The following is a 17827-nucleotide window of genomic DNA, read 5'->3' on the forward strand; positions in this document are numbered from 1 at the left end:
CCTGGGCCGCCCAGCTCAGGTGGCCGGCGCCTTGCCGCCGCTCGCCGACGCGTCGGGCTCCCAGAGGATCTCCGGCGTGCCGAGGAGCGCGGCCCCCCAGCGGCTCCAGACGAAGAGCGCGTCGCTCAGGCGGTTCAGGTAGCGGACCGCGTCGGGATCGGCGTGGCCTGCCTGGGCGAGGCGCACGCAGCAGCGCTCCGCCCGGCGGCACACCGTCCGCGCCACATGGAGATCCGTGTTGAGCCGCGAGCCGCCGGGGAGGACGAACGAGCGCAGCGCCGGCAGGTCGGCCTGGCAACGGTCCATCTCGGCCTCGAGGAGATCGATCTCCGCCTGCGTCACACGGGGCTGCCGCGGGTGGACGTCCTCCGGGAGCGTCGCGAGGATCGAGCCGAGGTTGAAGAGCTCGTGCTGGACGCGGAGCAGCGTGCGCCCGAGCTCCATGAGCCCCTCGGCGCCCTCGCTCGGCGCGCCCGGGAGCAGCTCGATCAACGTCTGCCGCGCGGCGCCGACCAGCGAGTTGAGCTCGTCGACGGTGCCGTAGGTCTCGATCCGCGCGTCGTCCTTCGGGACGAGCTGCCCGCCGACGAGCCGGGTCAGCCCGCCGTCCCCCTGCCGCGTGTAGACGCGGTTGATCGTGATCTTCGGCGCCTTGAAGACGCGCTCGCCGCCGCTCTCCACGGCGTCCGGTCGCTGGGCACCCGTCCCGCGCGTATCGTCATCGCTCACAGGTCGTCCACGTAAAGCGTGAGCCACCGAGGGTCAAGAAACGCCGCTGGAGAGGCGACATTGACGATCCTCCAGAGGAAGTGGAAGAGTCCTGTTCCTATGCGCTCAGCAGGGCCGCTGCACCGTCCTCCCGTCCCCATCGCCCTCGTCCTCGCCGCGCTCTCCGTCGCGGCGGGCTGCGCCGCCGAGGCCCCCGCGCGACCAGCGCCACAGCCCGCCGTCACGGCCGAGATGGCGCGCATCCAGGAGAGCCAGCGCCGCGTCGACGAGGCGAGCCGCGCGCTGTCCGACAAGCGCTACGCTGACGCCCGCGCGCTGCTCGACAAGGCGAGCGCGCTCGGCGTCGACTCGCACCGGTACCAGATCGGCGAGCTCCGCGAGAAGGTCGACAGGCGCGAGGCGAAGCTCTGGGCCAACGACGCCGCCGATCTGCTCGGCCAAAAGGAGTGCGAGGCCGCGTTCCACAAGCTGTCGGCGCGGATCGACGAGCTGAAGAGCGAGGCGTTCACCCACGAGATCCGGCGGCTCCTGGCGTCGGAGGCGGTGGCGTGCGCGAGCGGGAAGGTCGACGAGGCGACGATCGCCGGCAAGCTCGCGGACGCGCGCGCGTTCCTCGCGGCGCCGCCGACGAGGACGGTCCTCGGCGACGACGCCGCGAACCGGCTCACCGAGGAGCTCGACGCCACGATCGCCGAGGTCCTCTATGGCCAGGTCGAGGCGGACGTCTCGGCCGGACGCTGGGCGAGCGTGGTCGAGAAGCTCGACGCCGCCGTCAAACGTGGAGACGCGTCCGAGGAGCAAGGGCGCGCGATCCTCGGGCGGGTCCGCGCGGCCGCGGCGCCGCGGCTGGCCGAGCTCGCCGGGAGGGCGCTCGGCACCCAGAACGCGGCGGCGACGCTGGGGCAGCTCGACGCGACCATCGCGCTCCTGCGCTGGGAGGCGCTCGGGCTGGACGTGGCCGAGCTGCCGGGGAGCAGCGCGCTGCCCGAGTCGCTCGCGCGGAAGCGCGCCGCCCTCGCGGCGTGGGTCGAGGCGCAGAAGGTCCGGATGAAGCCCATGAAGAAGCCGGAAAAGCGCTGGTCTCACGGCACCGTCGCGGTCTCGCCCGCGTCGGACAGCGACGGCGAGCCGACGAGGAGCCTCGCGCCCTCGACCCCGGTGTGGGTCATCGGCCAGACAAAGGATCGCGCGCTGGTGACCGAGGTCGATCCCGGCACGGCCGTGATCACCGCCGCGTTCGACGTCGCGATCGGGTGGGTGCCGCTGCCCCGACTCGCCCAGGAGCCGACCGACGACTGGCTCCTGCCGAACGATCAGCTGAAGGGCGAGCGCGTGTGGGGCCCGCTCCGCGAGAAGCAGCCGACGCTCGAGCTCGGCGTCGTGAGCGACGTCCAGGGGGCCGACATCACCGTCCGACGGCTCGCCGACGACGCGGAGATCAAGCTGCCGCGGAAGCAGCTCCGCAGCGGACGCCTCGCCCCCGGCACCAAGGTCCTCGCCCTCTGCAAGTCGGAGAACGAGCTGGCGACGATCGTCGACGTGCCGCCCGCAGGCCGCGTGGCGCGCATCCAGTGCGAAGGGGGCATGCAGAAGGAGGAGCCCCTCGCCTCGCTCCGATCGCGGCCCGATCTCTTGCCCCGCAGCCGCTAGAGCGGCCCCCCGCCGGACCTCCCGCCGCCGCCGCACGGCTGGCTGCGCCGCGCCGCCAGACCGAGCCGCCCCGCCTCCGCCGACGGGGGCGCTGCGCGCTGCCCCCGAGGCAGCAATCATCGACCGCCGGCCGTCCGTCGTTGACTCGTAGCGCCGGGCACCTAAGTCTCTCCATCCCTGAGGAGCCACGATGCCTACGACCTATAGCGACCTCATCTCCGACGTCCGCAAGACCATCCGCGAGCTCTCGTTGACTGAGCTTAAGCGCCGCCTCGACGACAAGGTCCCGATGGTGCTCCTGGATGTGCGCGAGAAGGAGGAGTACCGCGCCGGCTTCATCCCGGGCGCCATCTCGATCCCGCGAGCCTTCCTGGAGATGCAAGTGGAGCAGAGGCTGCCGGACAAGTCGGCCCACATCGTGGCCTACTGCGCCGGCGGAACGCGCTCGGCGCTCGCCGCAAAGACGCTCCAGGAGCTCGGCTACACAAACGTCGAGAGCGCCAACCCGGGGTTCTCCCGCTGGAAGGACATGGCCTTCCCGGTCGAGATGCCGCCCAACCTCACCGACGCGCAGCGGGATCGGTACTCCCGGCACCTGCTCCTGCCCGAGGTCGGCGAGGCGGGGCAAGCCAAGCTGCTCGCCTCCAAGGTCCTCCTGCTCGGCGCCGGCGGGCTCGGCAGCCCGGCGGCCCTGTACCTGGCCGCCGCCGGCGTCGGGACGCTCGGCCTCGTCGACGCCGACGTCGTCGACAACTCGAACCTCCAGCGGCAGATCCTCCACGCGACCTCGCGCGTGGGCATGCCCAAGGTCGACAGCGCCGAGACGGCGATCCGCGACCTGAACCCCGACGTGAAGGTCGTGAAGTTCCAGGAGCGCGTCGACAGCGGCAACGTCGACCGCATCTTCGACCAGTTCGACATCATCGTCGACGGGTGCGACAATTTCCCGACGCGCTACCTCGTGAACGACGCCTCGGTCTTCAAGAAGAAGCCCGTCGTCCACGGCTCGATCTTCCGCTTCGAGGGCCAGGTGACGACGTTCATGCCGGGCGTCGGCCCCTGCTACCGGTGCCTCTACCCCGAGCCGCCGCCCCCTCACCTCGCGCCGAGCTGCCAGGAAGCAGGCGTGCTCGGGATCCTGCCGGGGCTCGTCGGGATGATCCAGGCGACCGAGGCGGTCAAGCTGATCCTCGGCAAGGGGACGCCGCTCATCGGCCGGCTCCTCACCTACGACTCGCTGCGGATGAAGTTCGGCGAGCTCAAGCTGCGCCGCGACAAGAACTGCCCCGCCTGCGGCGAGTCGCCGACCATCACGAGCTACATCGACTACGAAGGCTTCTGCACGCTCGGCTGAGCGGACACACCCGGCGCGGCGCGCTCGAGGAACGAGCGCCCGCGCTGCGACGCGCGCTCGACCGCGATCACGAGGGCCCGCGCCGCACGGCGGGGGCGCTTCGCCGGGTCACGAGGGGTACTGGAGCACCGTGGTCTTCTCGGGCCGTTCGATCGCCTCCACCCGGCTCGTCACGATCTGCCGCTCCATCCCGTCCTGATCCATCTGGGTAAAATAGATGGGGGAGCCGATGCGCGCGTTCTGCGGCTCCGGGATCACGACGCCGTTCGGGTTGATCCGGACCGCGCCCTGGAGCTTCAGGTGCAGCGCAAGGTGGGCTGGCCTGAATTTGCGCGCGGCCCGATCGCGGACCGCGACGCAGATGTTGTCGCGGACGTGATACTCCGTGTTCCGGGTGATGAAGACCCGGTGCCTGCGGCGCTCCGTACCCGTGTAGTCCATGCTCGCTCGTCGCTCCTTCGCGCCCTTCGGCGCGGCGCGTATCGTGGCAAGGCGCGCCGCGCATGGCCAAATTCGTCGCGGCCGCGCGGCACCCGGCGTCCCGCACGAAATCGGGTGCCGCAGCAACTTTGTGCGGATCTCCGCGCGCTTTTGGGAAGCGGCGCGCAGCGGTGCCACGATCGCGATCGCCATGTCGCGCAGCGAGCGTCTACCCGGTCCCGGTCTGGCGAAGGTCCAGCGCCCCCCGCTCCTCCAGCGGAGGCACATCGAGCTCGTGAATTGCTCGACGGGGCGCCTCCACGCGCTGTTCGACAGCGCCGACGTGCTGAGCGAGGGCAGCACCCGCCACGAGGGGGGCGCGCTCGTCTACTACGGGTCGACCAGCCTGCACGTCGCGCTGCCGCCGGACGCGCCGCTGGCGGGGCTGCTCGACCGGGCGCTCACGCTCGACCCGCACCTCAGGCTGCGGGCGCTCCGCGTGGCGCAGCGCGAGGCGGCCGCGCGCGCAGGGGGCCCGCTCGGGCCGATGCAGGCCGAGATCCGCTGCGGCCTCGCGCCGCGCGCGGCCGTGGTCTCGTTCGCGCTGACCGTGGACGTCACGGCGCGCGTGATGGTAACGACGGGCAGGACGGTGCGCGCGTGATGGTGATGCGCCCCCCTTCCGAAGTCCGCTCGCCGGCGCGCGCCGCGAGCGCGAGCGCGAGCGCGAGCGCGCAGCGCCGTGCCCTCTTGACGCGCGTGTCCACGTGGAGAACGGGAGCGCTCCGGCTCGAGCCGGGGTACGCTCCCCACAACGCGCTCTGCCTCCGCCGATCCTCGGCGCGGAGCCGGTGACGCTGCGATGAGCAACAAGGACCGTTCCGCCTCGGAAAATTCCGACAAGGTGATCCACGTCGTGTTCGGCCCTGGTGGCGGGCGGGTGTCGCAGCCCCCGCCCGCGCCGCACGCGGGCGCGACGGAGGCGCCGCTCCCTGCGCCGGGCGCCCGTGAGCCGGTCACCGACATGTTCACCGGCACCGAGGTCGCGCGCCTGCTCGGCATCTCGCCCGGGCGACTGCGCTCGCTCGATCGCGCCGGCATCGCGTCGCCGAGCGGTCGGCGGCGCGGGCGGCGCGCGTACACCTTCTCGGACCTGATCGCGCTGCGCGCCGCGCGCGACCTCATCGCCCGCAAGGTGCGCCTGCGCGACGTCGCTCGGGCGATCGAGAACATCCGCGCCGCGCTCCCCAAGGTGACGCGCCCCCTCGCCGAGCTCCGCGTCGCCTTCGACGGCAAGGCGGTCGTGGTCCGGGGCGCGTCCGGCGCGTTCGAGCCGCTCACGGGGCAGATGGTGCTCGACTTCGAGGTGAAGGACCTGCGCGACGACGTCGTGCGCGTGCTCCGCCCGAAGGTGGGCCGGGATCGCGCGCGCACGGCCTACGAGCTCTACATGCAGGCCAGCCAGCTCGATGAGGATCCCGCGACGATGGACGAGGCCGAGGCGCTCTACCGCCGCGCGCTCGAGATCGACCCCTGGCTGGCTATCGCGTACACGAACCTCGGCAACATCTGCTTCCGGCGCAACGCCGAGGAGCAGGCGGAGGCGCTTTACATGAAGGCGCTCGATCTCGACGCGGCCCAGCCGGAGGCGCAGTACAACCTCGGCTACGTGATGCTCGAGCGCGGCCGGGCGGCCGAGGCGATCAACTATTTCCGCGGCGCCATCGAGAGCGACCCGCGCTTCGCGGACGCCTATTACAACCTCGCGATGGCGTACGAGCAGATCGGCGATCCGACGAAGGCGCGCCCGTGCTGGCGGAGGTACCTCGAGATCGAGCCGACCGGCACGTGGGCCGAGATCGCGCGCAGGCACCTCTGAAGCGGGCGCCGCGGGCATCGCCGACGCGCCCGCGACGTGGCAGGTCTTGGCGGTCGGAATCAGCGAGTGAGCGCGAGAGGTTGCAGCTGCGCGCTCCAATTCAGGAGAGGTGAACGAGATGAGCGACGTGGGATCGGCCCGGCGGGCCAAGGACGAGCTCAAGGCCAAGATCAGCGGCGAGCCGTGGTGTGTCGGCATCGGGGTCGAGCGGGAGGACGGGGTCGGCTTCATCGTCCGCGTCAGCATCCGGTCCGGAGGGGCCGAGGCAGCGCGCGCGGTCATCCCGGCGCGCATCGGCGGCGTGCTGATCAAGGTGATCGAGAACGACCCCTGAGCACGGCCGATCCGCGGTCTTCATATCGCCATACCGCGCAAACCGTGTAAGCTGCGCGCCTCGTGAACGAGCGCAATCTCTCCCGCCGACTTTCCACGAGCATCGTTGACGCGTTGAAGGCGCACGGGCACATCCTCGTGGCCAGGGGCGGCGCGACCGCGCTCGCGCGCGAGCTCGAGGACAAGATGTCCGCGGCCATCGCGGCCATCGCGCCCCGGCTCGAGCCGTGGGCCCTCGTCGACGGAGAGCCCACGACCACGTTCGGCACCGACGAGATCGACGACCAGGTCGAGGAGCTCGTGGCGAGCCTCACGAGCACGTTGATGGAGTCCGAGCACGTCGAGGACATCTTCACCGAGGACAACGTCATCAAGCGGGATGTCTTCCGGGTGATGCGCGACGCGCTGCTCGGCCCGCGGCCCGAGCTCGGGCTGGAGGACGACGGCCCGGTGCACGTGCGCCTGGACATGCTCGGGTACGTCGCCTCGACGGTCGGAAAGCGCGCGCCGGTGCAGGTGCTGCGCGAGTCGCTGGCGCGCGCGGCCCAGAGCTCCGGCGGCAAGCTGACGGGCTACGATCCCGAGCTCCGCGAGGCGACGTTCTCGCTCGAGAGCAGCGATCCCGACGCGCGGCTCGAGATCGAGGAGGCGGTGGCCGACGAGCTCTCCGACCTCGTCGAGGCGAAGGTGGTGACGCTCCCGATGATGGAGCGCCGCTTCGAGCTGCAGCGCAGGATCGAGGCCGGAGCGCGCGGCGGCCTGCGCCAGCGGATCGACTCCATCGCGTCCAAGATGCTGCGCGAGGGCGGCTGCGCCGCGTCGTGGGAGCTCGCGGGCGACCGCGTCCTCAGGCTCAAGCTCACGCCGCTGTCCGAGCAGGACGCGCTCGAGGTCGACAGCCACATGACCGACTTCAAGCGCGAGATCGCCGCGCTGCTCGGCGACCCGCTCGACGAGGTCGACGCTCCCAGGAAGCCGGCCGCGGCTCCGCTGCGCCAGGACGCTCCGGCGTCGCGACGCCGGGAGCCTGCTCTGGTGGCGGTGGAGGAGGACGAGGACCTCGACGGCGAGGACGAGGACCTCGACGACGAGGACGAGGACGAAGACCTCGACGGCGAGGACGAGGACGAAGACCTCGACGGCGAGGAGGGCGAGGACCTCGACGTCGAAGAGGAGGCCGAAGACCTCGACGAGGATGAGGACGAAGACCTCGATGAGGACGAGGCTGAAGACCTCGACGAGGAGGAGGCGCCCGCCAAGAAGCCCGCCTCGCGCGCGAAGCCCAGCAAGCCGCTCGAGTCGGCGGCGGAGCGGCCCGCGGCAAGCAAGCCCGCGGCCGTGGCGGTCCGAGGTGGGAAGAAGGCGCCTGCGAAGAAGGCGGCCGCCACGACAAGGAAAGCGAGCGCCTCGGCAGAGAAGTCCGCGACGGTGAAGGCCGCGGCGCCGGCTTCCGCGAAGAAGGCGGCGAAGGCCCCTGCCAAGAAGGCGGCGAAGGCCCCCGCCAAGAAGGCGGCGAAGGCCCCCGCCAAGAAGGTAGCGGCGAAGAAGCGCTGATCGCGCTCAGCGGACGCGGTTGCGGTAGACCAGGATCACCGGAACGCCATCGGGCCCGGCGATGTGATCCGGGCTCGTGGTCCCGAACGCGACCCACGCCTGGTACGCCTGCCCCAGCATGTGCTTCTCGTGATGGTAGAGGGCGAAGTCCGCGCCCGCGACCGTCCCTACGCCGCGGATGTCCTTTCGCAGGCGCCCGTCGCGCAGCAGCATCTCCCACGCCTGGCCGGCGGTGTCGTGGATGTACACCGTCCCTCGCGGCGGGACGTGCTCGTTGAGGTACGCCACGACCGCGCCCGTGGTGTAGCCCCAGAAGGTGCGGTTGAGCCCGAGGTTCGCCGCGCCGGGCGCGCCGCCGACCAGCGGCGTGTAGCTCGAGAGCGCCCAGGGGTGCGCGTGCAGCGTCTCGGCGGTGGGCGCCGCGACCACCGCCGCGCCGAGCAGCGCCGGGACCAGCGGCCCGCGCGCGAGCGCGGCCGCGCGCACGGCGGCGCCGGCCCGCGCGTCGGATCCGCGCCGGGCGAGCAGCAGCGCGCGGAGCCCGACCCGCGCGCGCCGCACGGCGGCGGAGAACGCGGCGCCGGCGAACAGGGCGATGAACGGGTAGGCCGTCATCCAGTGCTTCGTGCCGCCGAAGATCGGCGTGCTGGGAGAGAGCCAGGCGCCGTACATGGCGGCGATGGCGAGGAACCAGAGGAGCGCCGTGCCGCCTGGATCGTGCGCCGGCGGCCGGAGCCGCGCGGCGAGCGCCCGCGCCGCGGAGAGAGAGCGCGCGCGGTGCCCGCCTGCCGGGGCGAGCAACGCCGCGGCGCACGCGAGCGGATACAGGAGGCGCTCGCGCGCCGCCGCGCACAGCCCCGCGGCGAAGAGGCAGAGCGTCACGACGGGCACCGTCGCCGCGGTCATCACGGGCGCGTAGGCCCTCGGCATCGGAGGCGTCCAGTAGTTCCGGCCGAGGAACTCCATGTTGTAGTACTCGTGGTTCAGGTGGAACGACGCGTACTCGCGGAGGCGCGGGAGCGTGTCGCGCCAGATCCACGGCCAGAGCGCGTAGAAGACGAGAGGGCCGATCGTCGCCATCGCGGCGAGCGCGGTCACCGCTCGCCGGGCGCCGGCGGGCGGCTCAGGCGACGCCGCGGCGCAGGCCGCCGGCACGGCCCCCGCCGCGATCGCGCGCGCGACGATCCGATCCCTGAGCTCCAGGCCGACGGCGTGCGCGACGCAGACGATCGGCAAAAACCAGGAGTTGTGCTTCGTGTCGAGCGCGAGGCCGAAGGCGACGCCGGTGAGCACGGGCCACAGCGCGCCGCCGTCCCGCAGCGAGCGCCAGTAGGCGTAGGCGCAGAGGGCCCAGACGGTCACGATCGGCGCGTCGAAGCACGCGAGGTGCGCCTGGTAGAAGTACCGCGGCAGCATCGCGAAGAGCGCGGCCGCGGACGCGCCGGCGAGGCGATCGCGCGCCTGGGTGCCCCAGAGAACCACGAGCGCCACCCCCGCGCCCGACAGGACCATCGCAGGGAACCTGTAGCTCGTGCCCTCCATGGCGAAGAGCCCGAGCCGCTTCTGCAGGACAAGGTTGGAGAGCGCGAAGAGCGACTTGATGAGGCCGGGGTGCTCGTGGTTCACCGACCACGCGGCGTCCACGCTCTGCGGATCGAGCGCAGCGCGCGGCGCGTCGAGGAGCGCCTGAAACCACGCGCCATAGCGGTTCGCGGCGAAGAAGTAGAAGCCCTCGTCGCGCGCGTAGCCGAGATCGCCGGCGGTCGCGAGCAGGAGGGCGACGTACGCGGCCGCGAACGCGAGCGCGATCAGGCCGTCCGAGGGCGCGAGGGGCGCTGCTCGCTTCATCGGGTGTCCGCCTCGAAGCAGTAGTGGCGGTGCGTGTAGTCGGCGGATCTCACGGCGAACTCCACCTCGGCCGCGGCCGCGCCCGCGTGCGCCGCGAGCGGGAGCTCGAACGCCGCCCACCCGTCGCCGTCGGCGTGCGTCGCCTCGCCCACGGTCTCTCCGTTCACGCGCACGGACAGCGTGACCGGCGCGCCCCGCCGCTCCCGCTCGATGATCCAGTACATGCCCGCGTGCCCTCGGATCACCGAGCCGAGCGGGACGCCGTGGAAGCGCGTGACGATCTCGCCGTCCCTCGGCGGGTGCGACCAGATGCACCGGCGAGGGCGGAACTCCTCGTCCGCGATCACCGTGACGCCCACGTTGAAGAACGGGCCGCCGGGGCACTCGAAGCGCTCCGCGGGGAACGTCGGGTTCCCGCCGAGCCCGCCGGCGACGATCGGCGCGCGCGGGTTCCAGCGGCACGCGGCCGGAGGATCCGTGACGCGCACGTCCGCCGACGCCGGCGCGACGTTGTCGACGAAGTCGTAGACGACGCGCGCGGGCGACGGGTTCACGAGGCGCCGGAGCAGAAAGCGGCCGTGCTCCTGCCGCGCCTCCTCGCGGAAGCCCGCGAGCTCCTCGGCGCGCTGGCCGAGGACGCTGATCTCGACGGCGGCCACATAGCGGCTCTCGTCGGGGCGGGCGGCGTCGCGCAGGGGCATCAGCTCATCCCCGAGCGCGCGGCGCGCGGCAGGATCGGCCCATCCGGGCGCGACGACCACGAGATCCCCGGGCTGCTTCATCGCCGTGAGGGGCGCCTTCACCTCGCGCCAGGCGTCGAAGTCGGGAGCGCGCTGGCTGAAGTAGAGGTGCGCTCCGAGCTCTCCGAGGCCGAGCGCGGGCAGGCCGAGGACGGTGAGCAGGCCCAACGCGCGGCGCCGGCCGCGCGCGCTCGCCGCTTCGCCCGCGGGGGCGGTCTCGCGGGGTTGCGCCGAGATCACGGCGGCGCCTATAGCTCGATCGCGTAGACGACGCTGCCGAGCGGCATGCGCTGCATGCGCTCCTCGATCACGCCGCGGAGCGCCTTCCAGGCGCCGGCCTTGTCGACGTACGTCTCACGGAGGCGCAGCGCGCCGGCCTTGTCGCCGCGCGCCATGATCCCGAGCACCGTCTTTGCGAGCGCCTCCGCCGCGGCGGGCATCTTGTCCGCCTGGATCGCGAAGCACCCCTTGTCCGCGCCGTTCGCCGCCGTCTCGCCGCGGTAGAAGCCGAGCGCGCCCGCGTCGAGCAGGCTGCCGAGCTGGATCGCCGCGAGCTGGCCGTAGGGACGCGCCTCGCCGCCCGCGGTGTACATCCCCTGCCCCACCTGCCCGAACGCCCAGATCACGTCCCTCACCTCGGACATGCGCGCGAGCGCAGGGTCGAGGACGCCCTTCTGCGCGAGCCATCCGGGGAAGAAGAGCGCGCCGTTCTGGGCCTTGAGCTCCTCGAGCATCGCGGCGAGCGGCCCGCCGAAGAGCTCCTCGTCGGTCTTGCCGCGCACCTTGTAGCCCCGCGCCGGGCCCAGGTTATGGGAGGCCTCGTGCAGCACCGTCCCCAGCGTGGCCACGGGGCGCTCGAGGGACACGCTCTCCATCGTGGTCTTGCAGAGGAGCGATGAGGCGGCTTCCCGGAGCGCGGCGCGGCTGTCGTCGTCCTGCAGCAGGTTCACCATGGCCACGGTGCGGCCGCGGCCTTCGGTCGCGACCGGCCCCCAGTTCGGCAGGCTCTGCCCTGCGGTCCCGCCGGTCGCGGCGCGCGACTCGCCGGCGTTCAAGACGATGTCGATGAAGTCGGGCAGGTGGAACGCGACCTTGCGCGTCTTGTACGGCGCGCCTGCGAGGTTCGCGAAGGCCGCCTCCATGTCGGACTTCACCGGGTCGAGCTTCTGCTGCCAGGTGAGCGACTCCTGGTTGATGCGCGCGAAGCTCACGTGGAAGCCCGCCTTGCGGCTGCACGGCTCCCAGTAGGTCTCGTCCGGCCCCACGCGCAGGTACCACGCCGAGTTCTCGGCGTTCATCTTCGCCCAGGGCTCGTCCGCGAGCTCCCAGCGGTTGTCGAGGAACGCCTGCGACGCCGCGAGCAGGTAGGCCTTGAAGGCGGCCTCATTCGGGCTCTGGATCGCCTCGGCAGCCGCCTTGAGCTCCCGGCTCACCGCCTCCATCTCGGGCTTGTAGGCCTCGCTGTAGGGCACGGCCTTGAGGGCGCCGCGCTCCTCGACCACCACGGAGAACGGGGAGAGGAGCGCCTGCTGATCCGGCCGCGCCTCGAGCGCGGCGCAGAACTTCTTGTCCTGCTGGAGGCGCGCCGGATAGACGCCGGTGATGTGAGGCGGCCTGTCCGGCAGCGCGCTGCAGTTCGGATCGCTGCGCGTCTTGGGCTGCTGGCACCAGGGCCCCTGGTTGCGCCAGAACAGCGCCCGGCTGGCGGGGTCGTCGGGCGGGATCTTGTCGGCCATGCCGGCAGAGCCGAGCTGCTTCGCGTGGATCTGCTCGATGAGCTCCGCCACCTTGAGCAGGTGGCCGACGATGGCGCGGTCCTCGGCGGGCGCGCCGCGGAAATCGGAGCGGAGGAGCGAGGGGCGGCCGGCCGCGAGCTCCGCGAGCACGGCATCGCGGCGGCGCGCCTCGGCCTCGTCGAGGCCGGCGCGCACGTGGCCTTCGGCCTTGACCTTGGACATCGCGGCATAGGCCGACGTGAACGCCGGGGTGAACGCCCCGGCCGCGACCCAGGCTGGCGCCGGGGTGTGATACCAGAGGGCGGAGACCTCATCGGGGTCGACGGCGCCCGAGCCGTTGCGGTCGGAGATCCAGAAGAGCGGGAGATCGAGCTCCACGGCGATGCGGTTGAAGTCGAGCCGGGGGATCTGATCGAAGCGCGGCGCCGGGGTCGCGGCCTGGGCGGGTGTGGGCGCAGGTGGAGCCACCTGGGGCGGCTCGGCCGGCGGCGGGGGGTGCGGAGCGGCGCACGCGGCGAGGGCGGCGAGCCCGGCGAGGGCGGCGAGCGGGGCGCGGCGGGACGGCGGGATCGGGAGGGGGATCTTCATGGCTGGAGCTCCGAGGGGCCCTTGACCTACGAGGCGCGCGGGAAGGCCGGGAGACCAGCGAGAGGAGGCGCGCCGCGAGAGCGGCCGGCGCCCTTGTCGCGCCGCGAGGACGCCTCGCCGCGCGACCGGCGCGCCGGACTGCCAGACGTGCGGGAGCGTAGATCAACGGCGCGCGAAGAGGGGGTGTTTCTGCGCGCGGGTAGGAGCGCTGTCCAGCGGCGCGGGAGCGGCCTCATGCGGAGGGGCGGACACCTGCCGTCCTGGGCAGCCGTTGTCCGAAGACACCGGCGAGGAGCTCCCCCGCGCCGTAGTAACAGAGATAGCCGGCCAGCACGAACTTGAGCGGCACCGCCGACGCGGGCAAGAGCAGCAGGACGAGGCCGGCGAGCATCGAGCCGGCGCCCGCGGCGAAGAGCCACCTCGACTCCACCATTCCCTTGAGCACGACCGACACAGCGACGCGCAGCGCGCCGGAGATGAACGCCCAGAGCCCTACGAGGACCACGAACATCTCGACCACGTAACCGCGACGGAGCACGACGAGGCCGAGCAGGACGCTCGCCACGCCGCGCACGCGGGAGAGGAGACGTCGGACGGGCGGCTCGCGCGGCGCGCCGAGGAGCGACAGGGCGCCATCGATGAGCGCGTAGGCAGCGAAGGCCGAGACGAGGAGGCGCCATCCCGCGGAGGATCCCTGTGCGACGGAGATCGTCAGGGCGCCGGCGCCCAGGGAGATCGCGAGGGCGCCTTGCGCGAGGAGGATCCACCGGGAGCGCTCCGGGCGCGTCGGCCTCGGGAAGAGCGTCCTCACGGCGGAGATGGCCGCGGTCACCGGGTTCGCCGAGGGCGAGCGGCGAGGCGCTGCATCCGGGAGCACGACGGGCATCTCGCGCTCCACGGCGCGACCGTCCTTCCACTCGAGATAGCGAACGTGTCCGTCGGGAGAGATGCGAAGAAACGAGTTGCGGGGACCGGTCCACGAGCCGCTGTTGAAGTACCAGCCACCGATACGACCTGCCTTGTGGGTGTGCCCGAGCACCGTCACGTCATAGGCGCCCACGTCGAGCGCTGCTCGGATCCCGTCCACGTGCTCGCCGAGCCGATCCGGGCTCTGCGCCGGCGTGAGCGCCACCTTGGGGCACACGTCCCCCTTCATTCCGCGATGGTCCATCGTCGCCAGGGCGCGTCTCCAGATCGCCAACATCGAGTCGCCGAACTGCTCGAGGATGTCCTCCACGCTCTCGCCGCTCGTGAGGAGGGGAGAGCCGTTCTCGTCCTCGAAGATTCCGGCGAAGATGGTCAGCATGCGGCCGAAGCCGGGATGGTCCCCGGCGTTGAACGGATCGGTCTCGTGCCCGTGGCAGAAGCGGAACCGCTTGCCCCCGAGCTCCCGGACGAACGGCGCGCGCATGCACGTGAAGAAGGGGTGTTGGAGGAAGTCCGTCTCGATGAAGTGGATGAGGTCGATGTCGTGGTTGCCGGGCACGTAGACCAGCCTCAGCGTGGCGAGCTGGTCGAGCAGCGCCCGCCGCTTCACGAGCAGGAGGCTGAGGTTCATCTGCCAGAGCTCGAACAGGTCGCCGAGGACGAAGAGCTCGCCTCCCTCGCTGCCCACGTGGTCGAGAAATGCCCGCAGCTGCGGCGTCTTCCTGCCCGCGTCGAAGTTATCGCGCGCGCCGCCGTCGCCGAGGTGCAGATCGCTGATGACGAAGATATCCCTGGCTGCGCCATCCATTGCCCTGCTCCAGGGTCGAGCGATCCCGCCATGAGCGGCGGCCTCGTCCCCCACGCCGCACGCAACGCAAACCGCGTGCCGCGACGACCAGCGGGAGGGCGAGCGCCGGACGAACGGACGGCGCGGCCGGCGCCGACTCGCCCGTCGGCTCGCCGCCTCCCGGCGTGCGCGAGCTCGCCTGGGCGGTCACTCGCACAGGGCGGTGTCGACGAGGTCGAGGACGTCCAGGTACGCCTGCTCGGCGCCCTCTTCGCCGTACACGAAGTAGGGCAGGACCGTGATGGCGACGGTGACGGCGCGGCCGTCCTCTGTGACGCCGCCGCGGGTATGGTAGCCGGGGATATCACCCCCGTGGCCCCAGACGAGGCCGCCGCAGCTCAGCGGGGTGCTGACCACGCCGAGCCCGTACCGGGCGCCGGGCCACATGGCGGGGGCGTCGACCGTGGTACGGAGCTCCTCGAGCTGCGCCTGCTCGAGGAGCTCGCCGCCGAAGAGGGCGTTATAGAAGCGGTTGAGATCGCTCGGGGTCCCGATCACCTGTCCGGCGGCCCATCCCCAGCCCGGGTCGAGCTCGGTGATGTCTTGCAGCGGCTCCCCGGGCACGTCCGTGTGATAGCCCTTTGGATGGCACCCGCGGATGCCCTGCTCGCCGACGCCGGGGAGATAGGTGTGGCGCAGCCCGATACGATCGATGATCCGGCGCGTGATCTCCTCGTTCAGAGGGCGGCCGGAAACCTTCTCGATGATCATGCCGGCGAGAACGTAATTGGTGTTGCTGTACGCCCATTCGGTGCCGGGTGCCTTGCCTGGCTGCGTGAACGCCAGATCGAGGAGAGTGTGGGGGTCGACGTAGGAGTGCTGTACCTTGAAGACGCCCTCGGCCAGGAGCACATCGTCGTAGTCGGGCAGCCCGCTTGTGTGCTGCAACAGCTGGCGCACGGAGATCTCGTGGCCGTCGATGCCATCGCCGCGGACAAGGTCCGGCAGGTACGTCTCGATCGGCGCGTCGAGATCGACCTTGCCCTCGCCGACGAGCTGCAGGACGACCACGGCGGTGAACGATTTGCTGCTGCTCCCGATGCGCACCTGCCCGTCGACAGGCACGCTCGCCTCGGTCTCCAGGTCGGCAACACCGGCGGTGTAGTGACGGGTCTGCCCGTCTCGATCACGGACGGCGACCAGGACGGCGGGGAATTCGCGATCGCTCACCAGGTGATCGGCGCCCTGCTGCACCGGATCGTCGGGATCGGTGTTGGCGCCGCTCGTGGAATCATCGGTGCATTCGCCCGACGGTTCGCCTCTGCCGCCGGTGCCGGCGTCCTCGCCGCCGGTGCCGGCGTCCTGACCGCCGCTGCCGGCGTCCTGACCGCCACTGCCGGCGCCCTGGCCCCCGCTGCCGGCGTCCTGGCCCCCGCTGCCGGCGTCTCCGCCCACGCCGGCACCGGCGTCCGTGTTCTCCGGCGTCCCGGCGGCGTCGGAGCAGCCCGCGAGAAGGGCTGAGGACCCGAGCAGCGCCGAGACGAGGACCATCGAGAAGACGTTTCGCAAGCTCAACGCTGCTGCGCTGGCAGCCCGGGTTCTCGGAGAAGTGAAATGACGGTGCAGAGATCTCATGATCGGCTCCTGGTCGCGTGCGGGCGCCCTCGGTTCACCGCCGCGAGCCGGCAGCTTGCGCCGCCGGGCATCGCCGCGTTCATCGGAGAGCGCCCCTCGTTTTCGTAACGCTGTTCCCTGACTCGTGAGGTTCGTTCATACCTCCCACGAGTCTGTCGTAAGAACTCATCCTCTGGATCGTGCCGACGCGGCGGTCGTGACCACCGGCGCCAGAGCGCGCCCGCGGCTCACTCGCACAGCGCGGCGTCGACGAGCGCGAGGACCTTGGCGTAGGCGGCGTAGGCCTCGTCGCGCGTGTGGACGCTCGGCACGGCGGAGGGCAGCGCCGTGACGGCGACGGTGACGGCGCGGCCGTCCTCGGTGACGCCGCCGCTGGTCTCGTAGCCGAAGATGTCGCCGCCGTGGCCCCAGAGGACGCCGCCGCAGCTCAGCGGGCTGCTGCTCAGACCGAGCCCGTACCGGTAGTCGGGCCACATGCTGGAAGCGTCGACGGTCGCGCGCATCTCCTCGAGCTGCGCCGCGTCGAGGAGCTCACCGCCGAGCAGGGCGGTGAAGAAGCGGTTCACGTCGCCCGGCGTGGAGATGATGTTTCCGGCGGCGCCCGCCTGGGACGGGTCGAGCTCCGTGACGTCGCGCAGCGGCTCACCGAGCGCCGCGTGATAGCCCTTCGGGTGGCACCCCCGGATGCCCTGCTCGCCGACGTCGGGGATATAGGTGCTGCGCAGCCCGATGCGCTCGATGACCCGCCGGGTGATCTCCTCGGCCAGAGGGCGGCCGGTGACCTTCTCGACGATCAAGCCGGCGACGATGTAGTTGGTGTTGCTGTACGCCCATTCGGTGCCAGCTGCCTTCCCCGGCTGCGCCAGGGCCAGATCGAGCAGGGCGCGGGGCTGGAAGTAGGTGTGCAGGACCTCGAAGACGTCGTCGCCCAGGGCCAGCCCGACGTAATCGGGCAGCCCGCTCGTGTGCTGCAGCAGCTGCCGCACCGTGATCTCTCGGCCGTCGATGCCGTCGCCGCGGATCAGGTCGGGCAGGTAGGTCTCGATCGGCGCGTCGAGATCGACCTGGCCCTCGCCGACGAGCTGCAGGACGACCACCGCGGTGAAAGGCTTGCTGTTGCTCCCGATGCGCACCTGCCCATCGACAGGCACCTTCGCCTCGGTCTCCAGGTCGCCGACACCCGCGGTGTAGTGACGGGTCTGCCCATCGCGATCGCGGACCGCGACAAGGACGGCAGGGAACTTGTCGTCGCGCACCAAACGTTCCGCGCCCTGCTGCACGACGTCGTCGGCATCGGTGTTGGCGAGGAGGGAGGGATCGCCGGTGCACTCGACTGAGGGTCTTCCTCCGCCTTCGTCCCCGCCCCCGCCGCCGCCGGCATCTTCGCCGCCACTGCCGCTCTCATCTCCGCCTGCGCCGCTCCCGGCGCCCCCACCGCCCGCGCCGCTCTCGGCCTCCGTCCTCACCGGCGCCCCGCCGCCGTCGGAGCAGCCCGCCAGCAGGGTCGAGGACCCGAGGAGGGCCGAAACGAGGAACATCGATACCACGCTTCGCAAGCGCATCGGTTCTGCGCCGGCAATCGATGTTCTCGGAGAAGCGAAGCGATGGTGCGATGATTTCATGTTCAGCTCCTGATCGCGCGCCGGC

At 71.8% G+C, this 17827-nt stretch carries 14 protein-coding genes; 6 read left to right on the forward strand and 8 right to left on the reverse strand.

Features of this window, described 5'->3' with window-relative positions; all coding sequences use genetic code 11:
• Positions 1-15: 15 nt before the first annotated feature.
• The gene (locus tag WME90_RS20025; protein WP_437282762.1) at positions 16-729 is read right to left on the reverse strand and encodes a cob(I)yrinic acid a,c-diamide adenosyltransferase; all 714 of its coding nucleotides are present in this window, start codon (positions 727-729) and stop codon (positions 16-18) included.
• Positions 730-828: 99 nt separating this feature from the next.
• Between WME90_RS20025 and WME90_RS20030 the strand changes: the two genes are divergently transcribed.
• The gene (locus WME90_RS20030) at positions 829-2379 is read left to right on the forward strand and encodes a hypothetical protein (protein ID WP_437282763.1); all 1551 of its coding nucleotides are present in this window, start codon (positions 829-831) and stop codon (positions 2377-2379) included.
• A gap of 190 nt (positions 2380-2569) precedes the next feature.
• A complete protein-coding gene (gene moeB / locus WME90_RS20035) occupies positions 2570-3733 on the forward strand; it encodes a molybdopterin-synthase adenylyltransferase MoeB (protein WP_437282764.1) in 1164 nt (387 codons plus the stop codon).
• Positions 3734-3841: 108 nt separating this feature from the next.
• Here moeB and WME90_RS20040 read toward each other — a convergent pair whose 3' ends face one another.
• Positions 3842-4174 (reverse strand): hypothetical protein, encoded by a 333-nt coding sequence (locus WME90_RS20040; protein ID WP_437282765.1) that lies wholly within the window; start codon positions 4172-4174, stop codon positions 3842-3844.
• A gap of 190 nt (positions 4175-4364) precedes the next feature.
• Between WME90_RS20040 and WME90_RS20045 the strand changes: the two genes are divergently transcribed.
• The 4 genes from WME90_RS20045 to WME90_RS20060 all read left to right on the forward strand — a co-directional run bounded on the left by WME90_RS20045 (position 4365) and on the right by WME90_RS20060 (position 7919).
• Positions 4365-4817: a hypothetical protein gene (locus WME90_RS20045; RefSeq protein WP_437282766.1), complete on the forward strand. Its 453-nt coding sequence runs from the start codon at positions 4365-4367 to the stop codon at positions 4815-4817.
• Between the two features lie 198 nt (positions 4818-5015).
• Entirely contained in the window at positions 5016-6032 is a 1017-nt protein-coding gene (locus WME90_RS20050; protein WP_437282767.1) for a tetratricopeptide repeat protein, read from the forward strand.
• A 118-nt stretch (positions 6033-6150) separates the two neighbouring features.
• Positions 6151-6366: a hypothetical protein gene (locus WME90_RS20055; RefSeq protein ID WP_437282768.1), complete on the forward strand. Its 216-nt coding sequence runs from the start codon at positions 6151-6153 to the stop codon at positions 6364-6366.
• 62 nt (positions 6367-6428) lie between these two features.
• Entirely contained in the window at positions 6429-7919 is a 1491-nt protein-coding gene (locus WME90_RS20060; protein WP_437282769.1) for a hypothetical protein, read from the forward strand.
• 6 nt (positions 7920-7925) lie between these two features.
• On the opposite strand, the gene WME90_RS20065 is transcribed toward WME90_RS20060, so the two are convergent.
• From WME90_RS20065 to WME90_RS20090, 6 genes are all read right to left on the reverse strand, one after another.
• Complete coding sequence (locus WME90_RS20065) at positions 7926-9767, reverse strand: ArnT family glycosyltransferase (RefSeq protein ID WP_437282770.1); 1842 nt, start codon at positions 9765-9767, stop codon at positions 7926-7928.
• Complete coding sequence (locus tag WME90_RS20070; RefSeq protein WP_437282771.1) at positions 9764-10747, reverse strand: hypothetical protein; 984 nt, start codon at positions 10745-10747, stop codon at positions 9764-9766. The genes WME90_RS20065 and WME90_RS20070 overlap by 4 nt, the downstream gene beginning before the upstream one ends.
• A gap of 8 nt (positions 10748-10755) precedes the next feature.
• Positions 10756-12831 (reverse strand): hypothetical protein, encoded by a 2076-nt coding sequence (locus WME90_RS20075; protein ID WP_437282772.1) that lies wholly within the window; start codon positions 12829-12831, stop codon positions 10756-10758.
• Between the two features lie 232 nt (positions 12832-13063).
• Entirely contained in the window at positions 13064-14566 is a 1503-nt protein-coding gene (locus WME90_RS20080; RefSeq protein WP_437282773.1) for a metallophosphoesterase, read from the reverse strand.
• 186 nt (positions 14567-14752) lie between these two features.
• Entirely contained in the window at positions 14753-16180 is a 1428-nt protein-coding gene (locus WME90_RS20085; RefSeq protein WP_437282774.1) for a serine hydrolase domain-containing protein, read from the reverse strand.
• A gap of 227 nt (positions 16181-16407) precedes the next feature.
• Positions 16408-17802 (reverse strand): serine hydrolase domain-containing protein, encoded by a 1395-nt coding sequence (locus tag WME90_RS20090; protein ID WP_437282775.1) that lies wholly within the window; start codon positions 17800-17802, stop codon positions 16408-16410.
• Positions 17803-17827 lie beyond the last annotated feature (25 nt).

Source organism: Sorangium sp. So ce375, from assembly GCF_051473855.1.
GTDB lineage: Bacteria > Myxococcota_A > Polyangia > Polyangiales > Polyangiaceae > Sorangium.

Bases quoted from the DNA above. Each gene is read 5' to 3' on its own strand.
- WME90_RS20055 (WP_437282768.1), top strand. From the start codon at position 6,151: ATGAGCGACGTGGGATCGGCCCGGCGGGCCAAGGACGAGCTCAAGGCC.
- WME90_RS20075 (WP_437282772.1), bottom strand. From the start codon at position 12,831: ATGAAGATCCCCCTCCCGATCCCGCCGTCCCGCCGCGCCCCGCTCGCC.
- WME90_RS20050 (WP_437282767.1), top strand. From the start codon at position 5,016: ATGAGCAACAAGGACCGTTCCGCCTCGGAAAATTCCGACAAGGTGATC.
- WME90_RS20030 (WP_437282763.1), top strand. From the start codon at position 829: ATGCGCTCAGCAGGGCCGCTGCACCGTCCTCCCGTCCCCATCGCCCTC.
- moeB (WP_437282764.1), top strand. From the start codon at position 2,570: ATGCCTACGACCTATAGCGACCTCATCTCCGACGTCCGCAAGACCATC.
- WME90_RS20090 (WP_437282775.1), bottom strand. From the start codon at position 17,802: ATGAAATCATCGCACCATCGCTTCGCTTCTCCGAGAACATCGATTGCC.
- WME90_RS20085 (WP_437282774.1), bottom strand. From the start codon at position 16,180: ATGAGATCTCTGCACCGTCATTTCACTTCTCCGAGAACCCGGGCTGCC.
- WME90_RS20040 (WP_437282765.1), bottom strand. From the start codon at position 4,174: ATGGACTACACGGGTACGGAGCGCCGCAGGCACCGGGTCTTCATCACC.
- WME90_RS20045 (WP_437282766.1), top strand. From the start codon at position 4,365: ATGTCGCGCAGCGAGCGTCTACCCGGTCCCGGTCTGGCGAAGGTCCAG.
- WME90_RS20080 (WP_437282773.1), bottom strand. From the start codon at position 14,566: ATGGATGGCGCAGCCAGGGATATCTTCGTCATCAGCGATCTGCACCTC.
- WME90_RS20065 (WP_437282770.1), bottom strand. From the start codon at position 9,767: ATGAAGCGAGCAGCGCCCCTCGCGCCCTCGGACGGCCTGATCGCGCTC.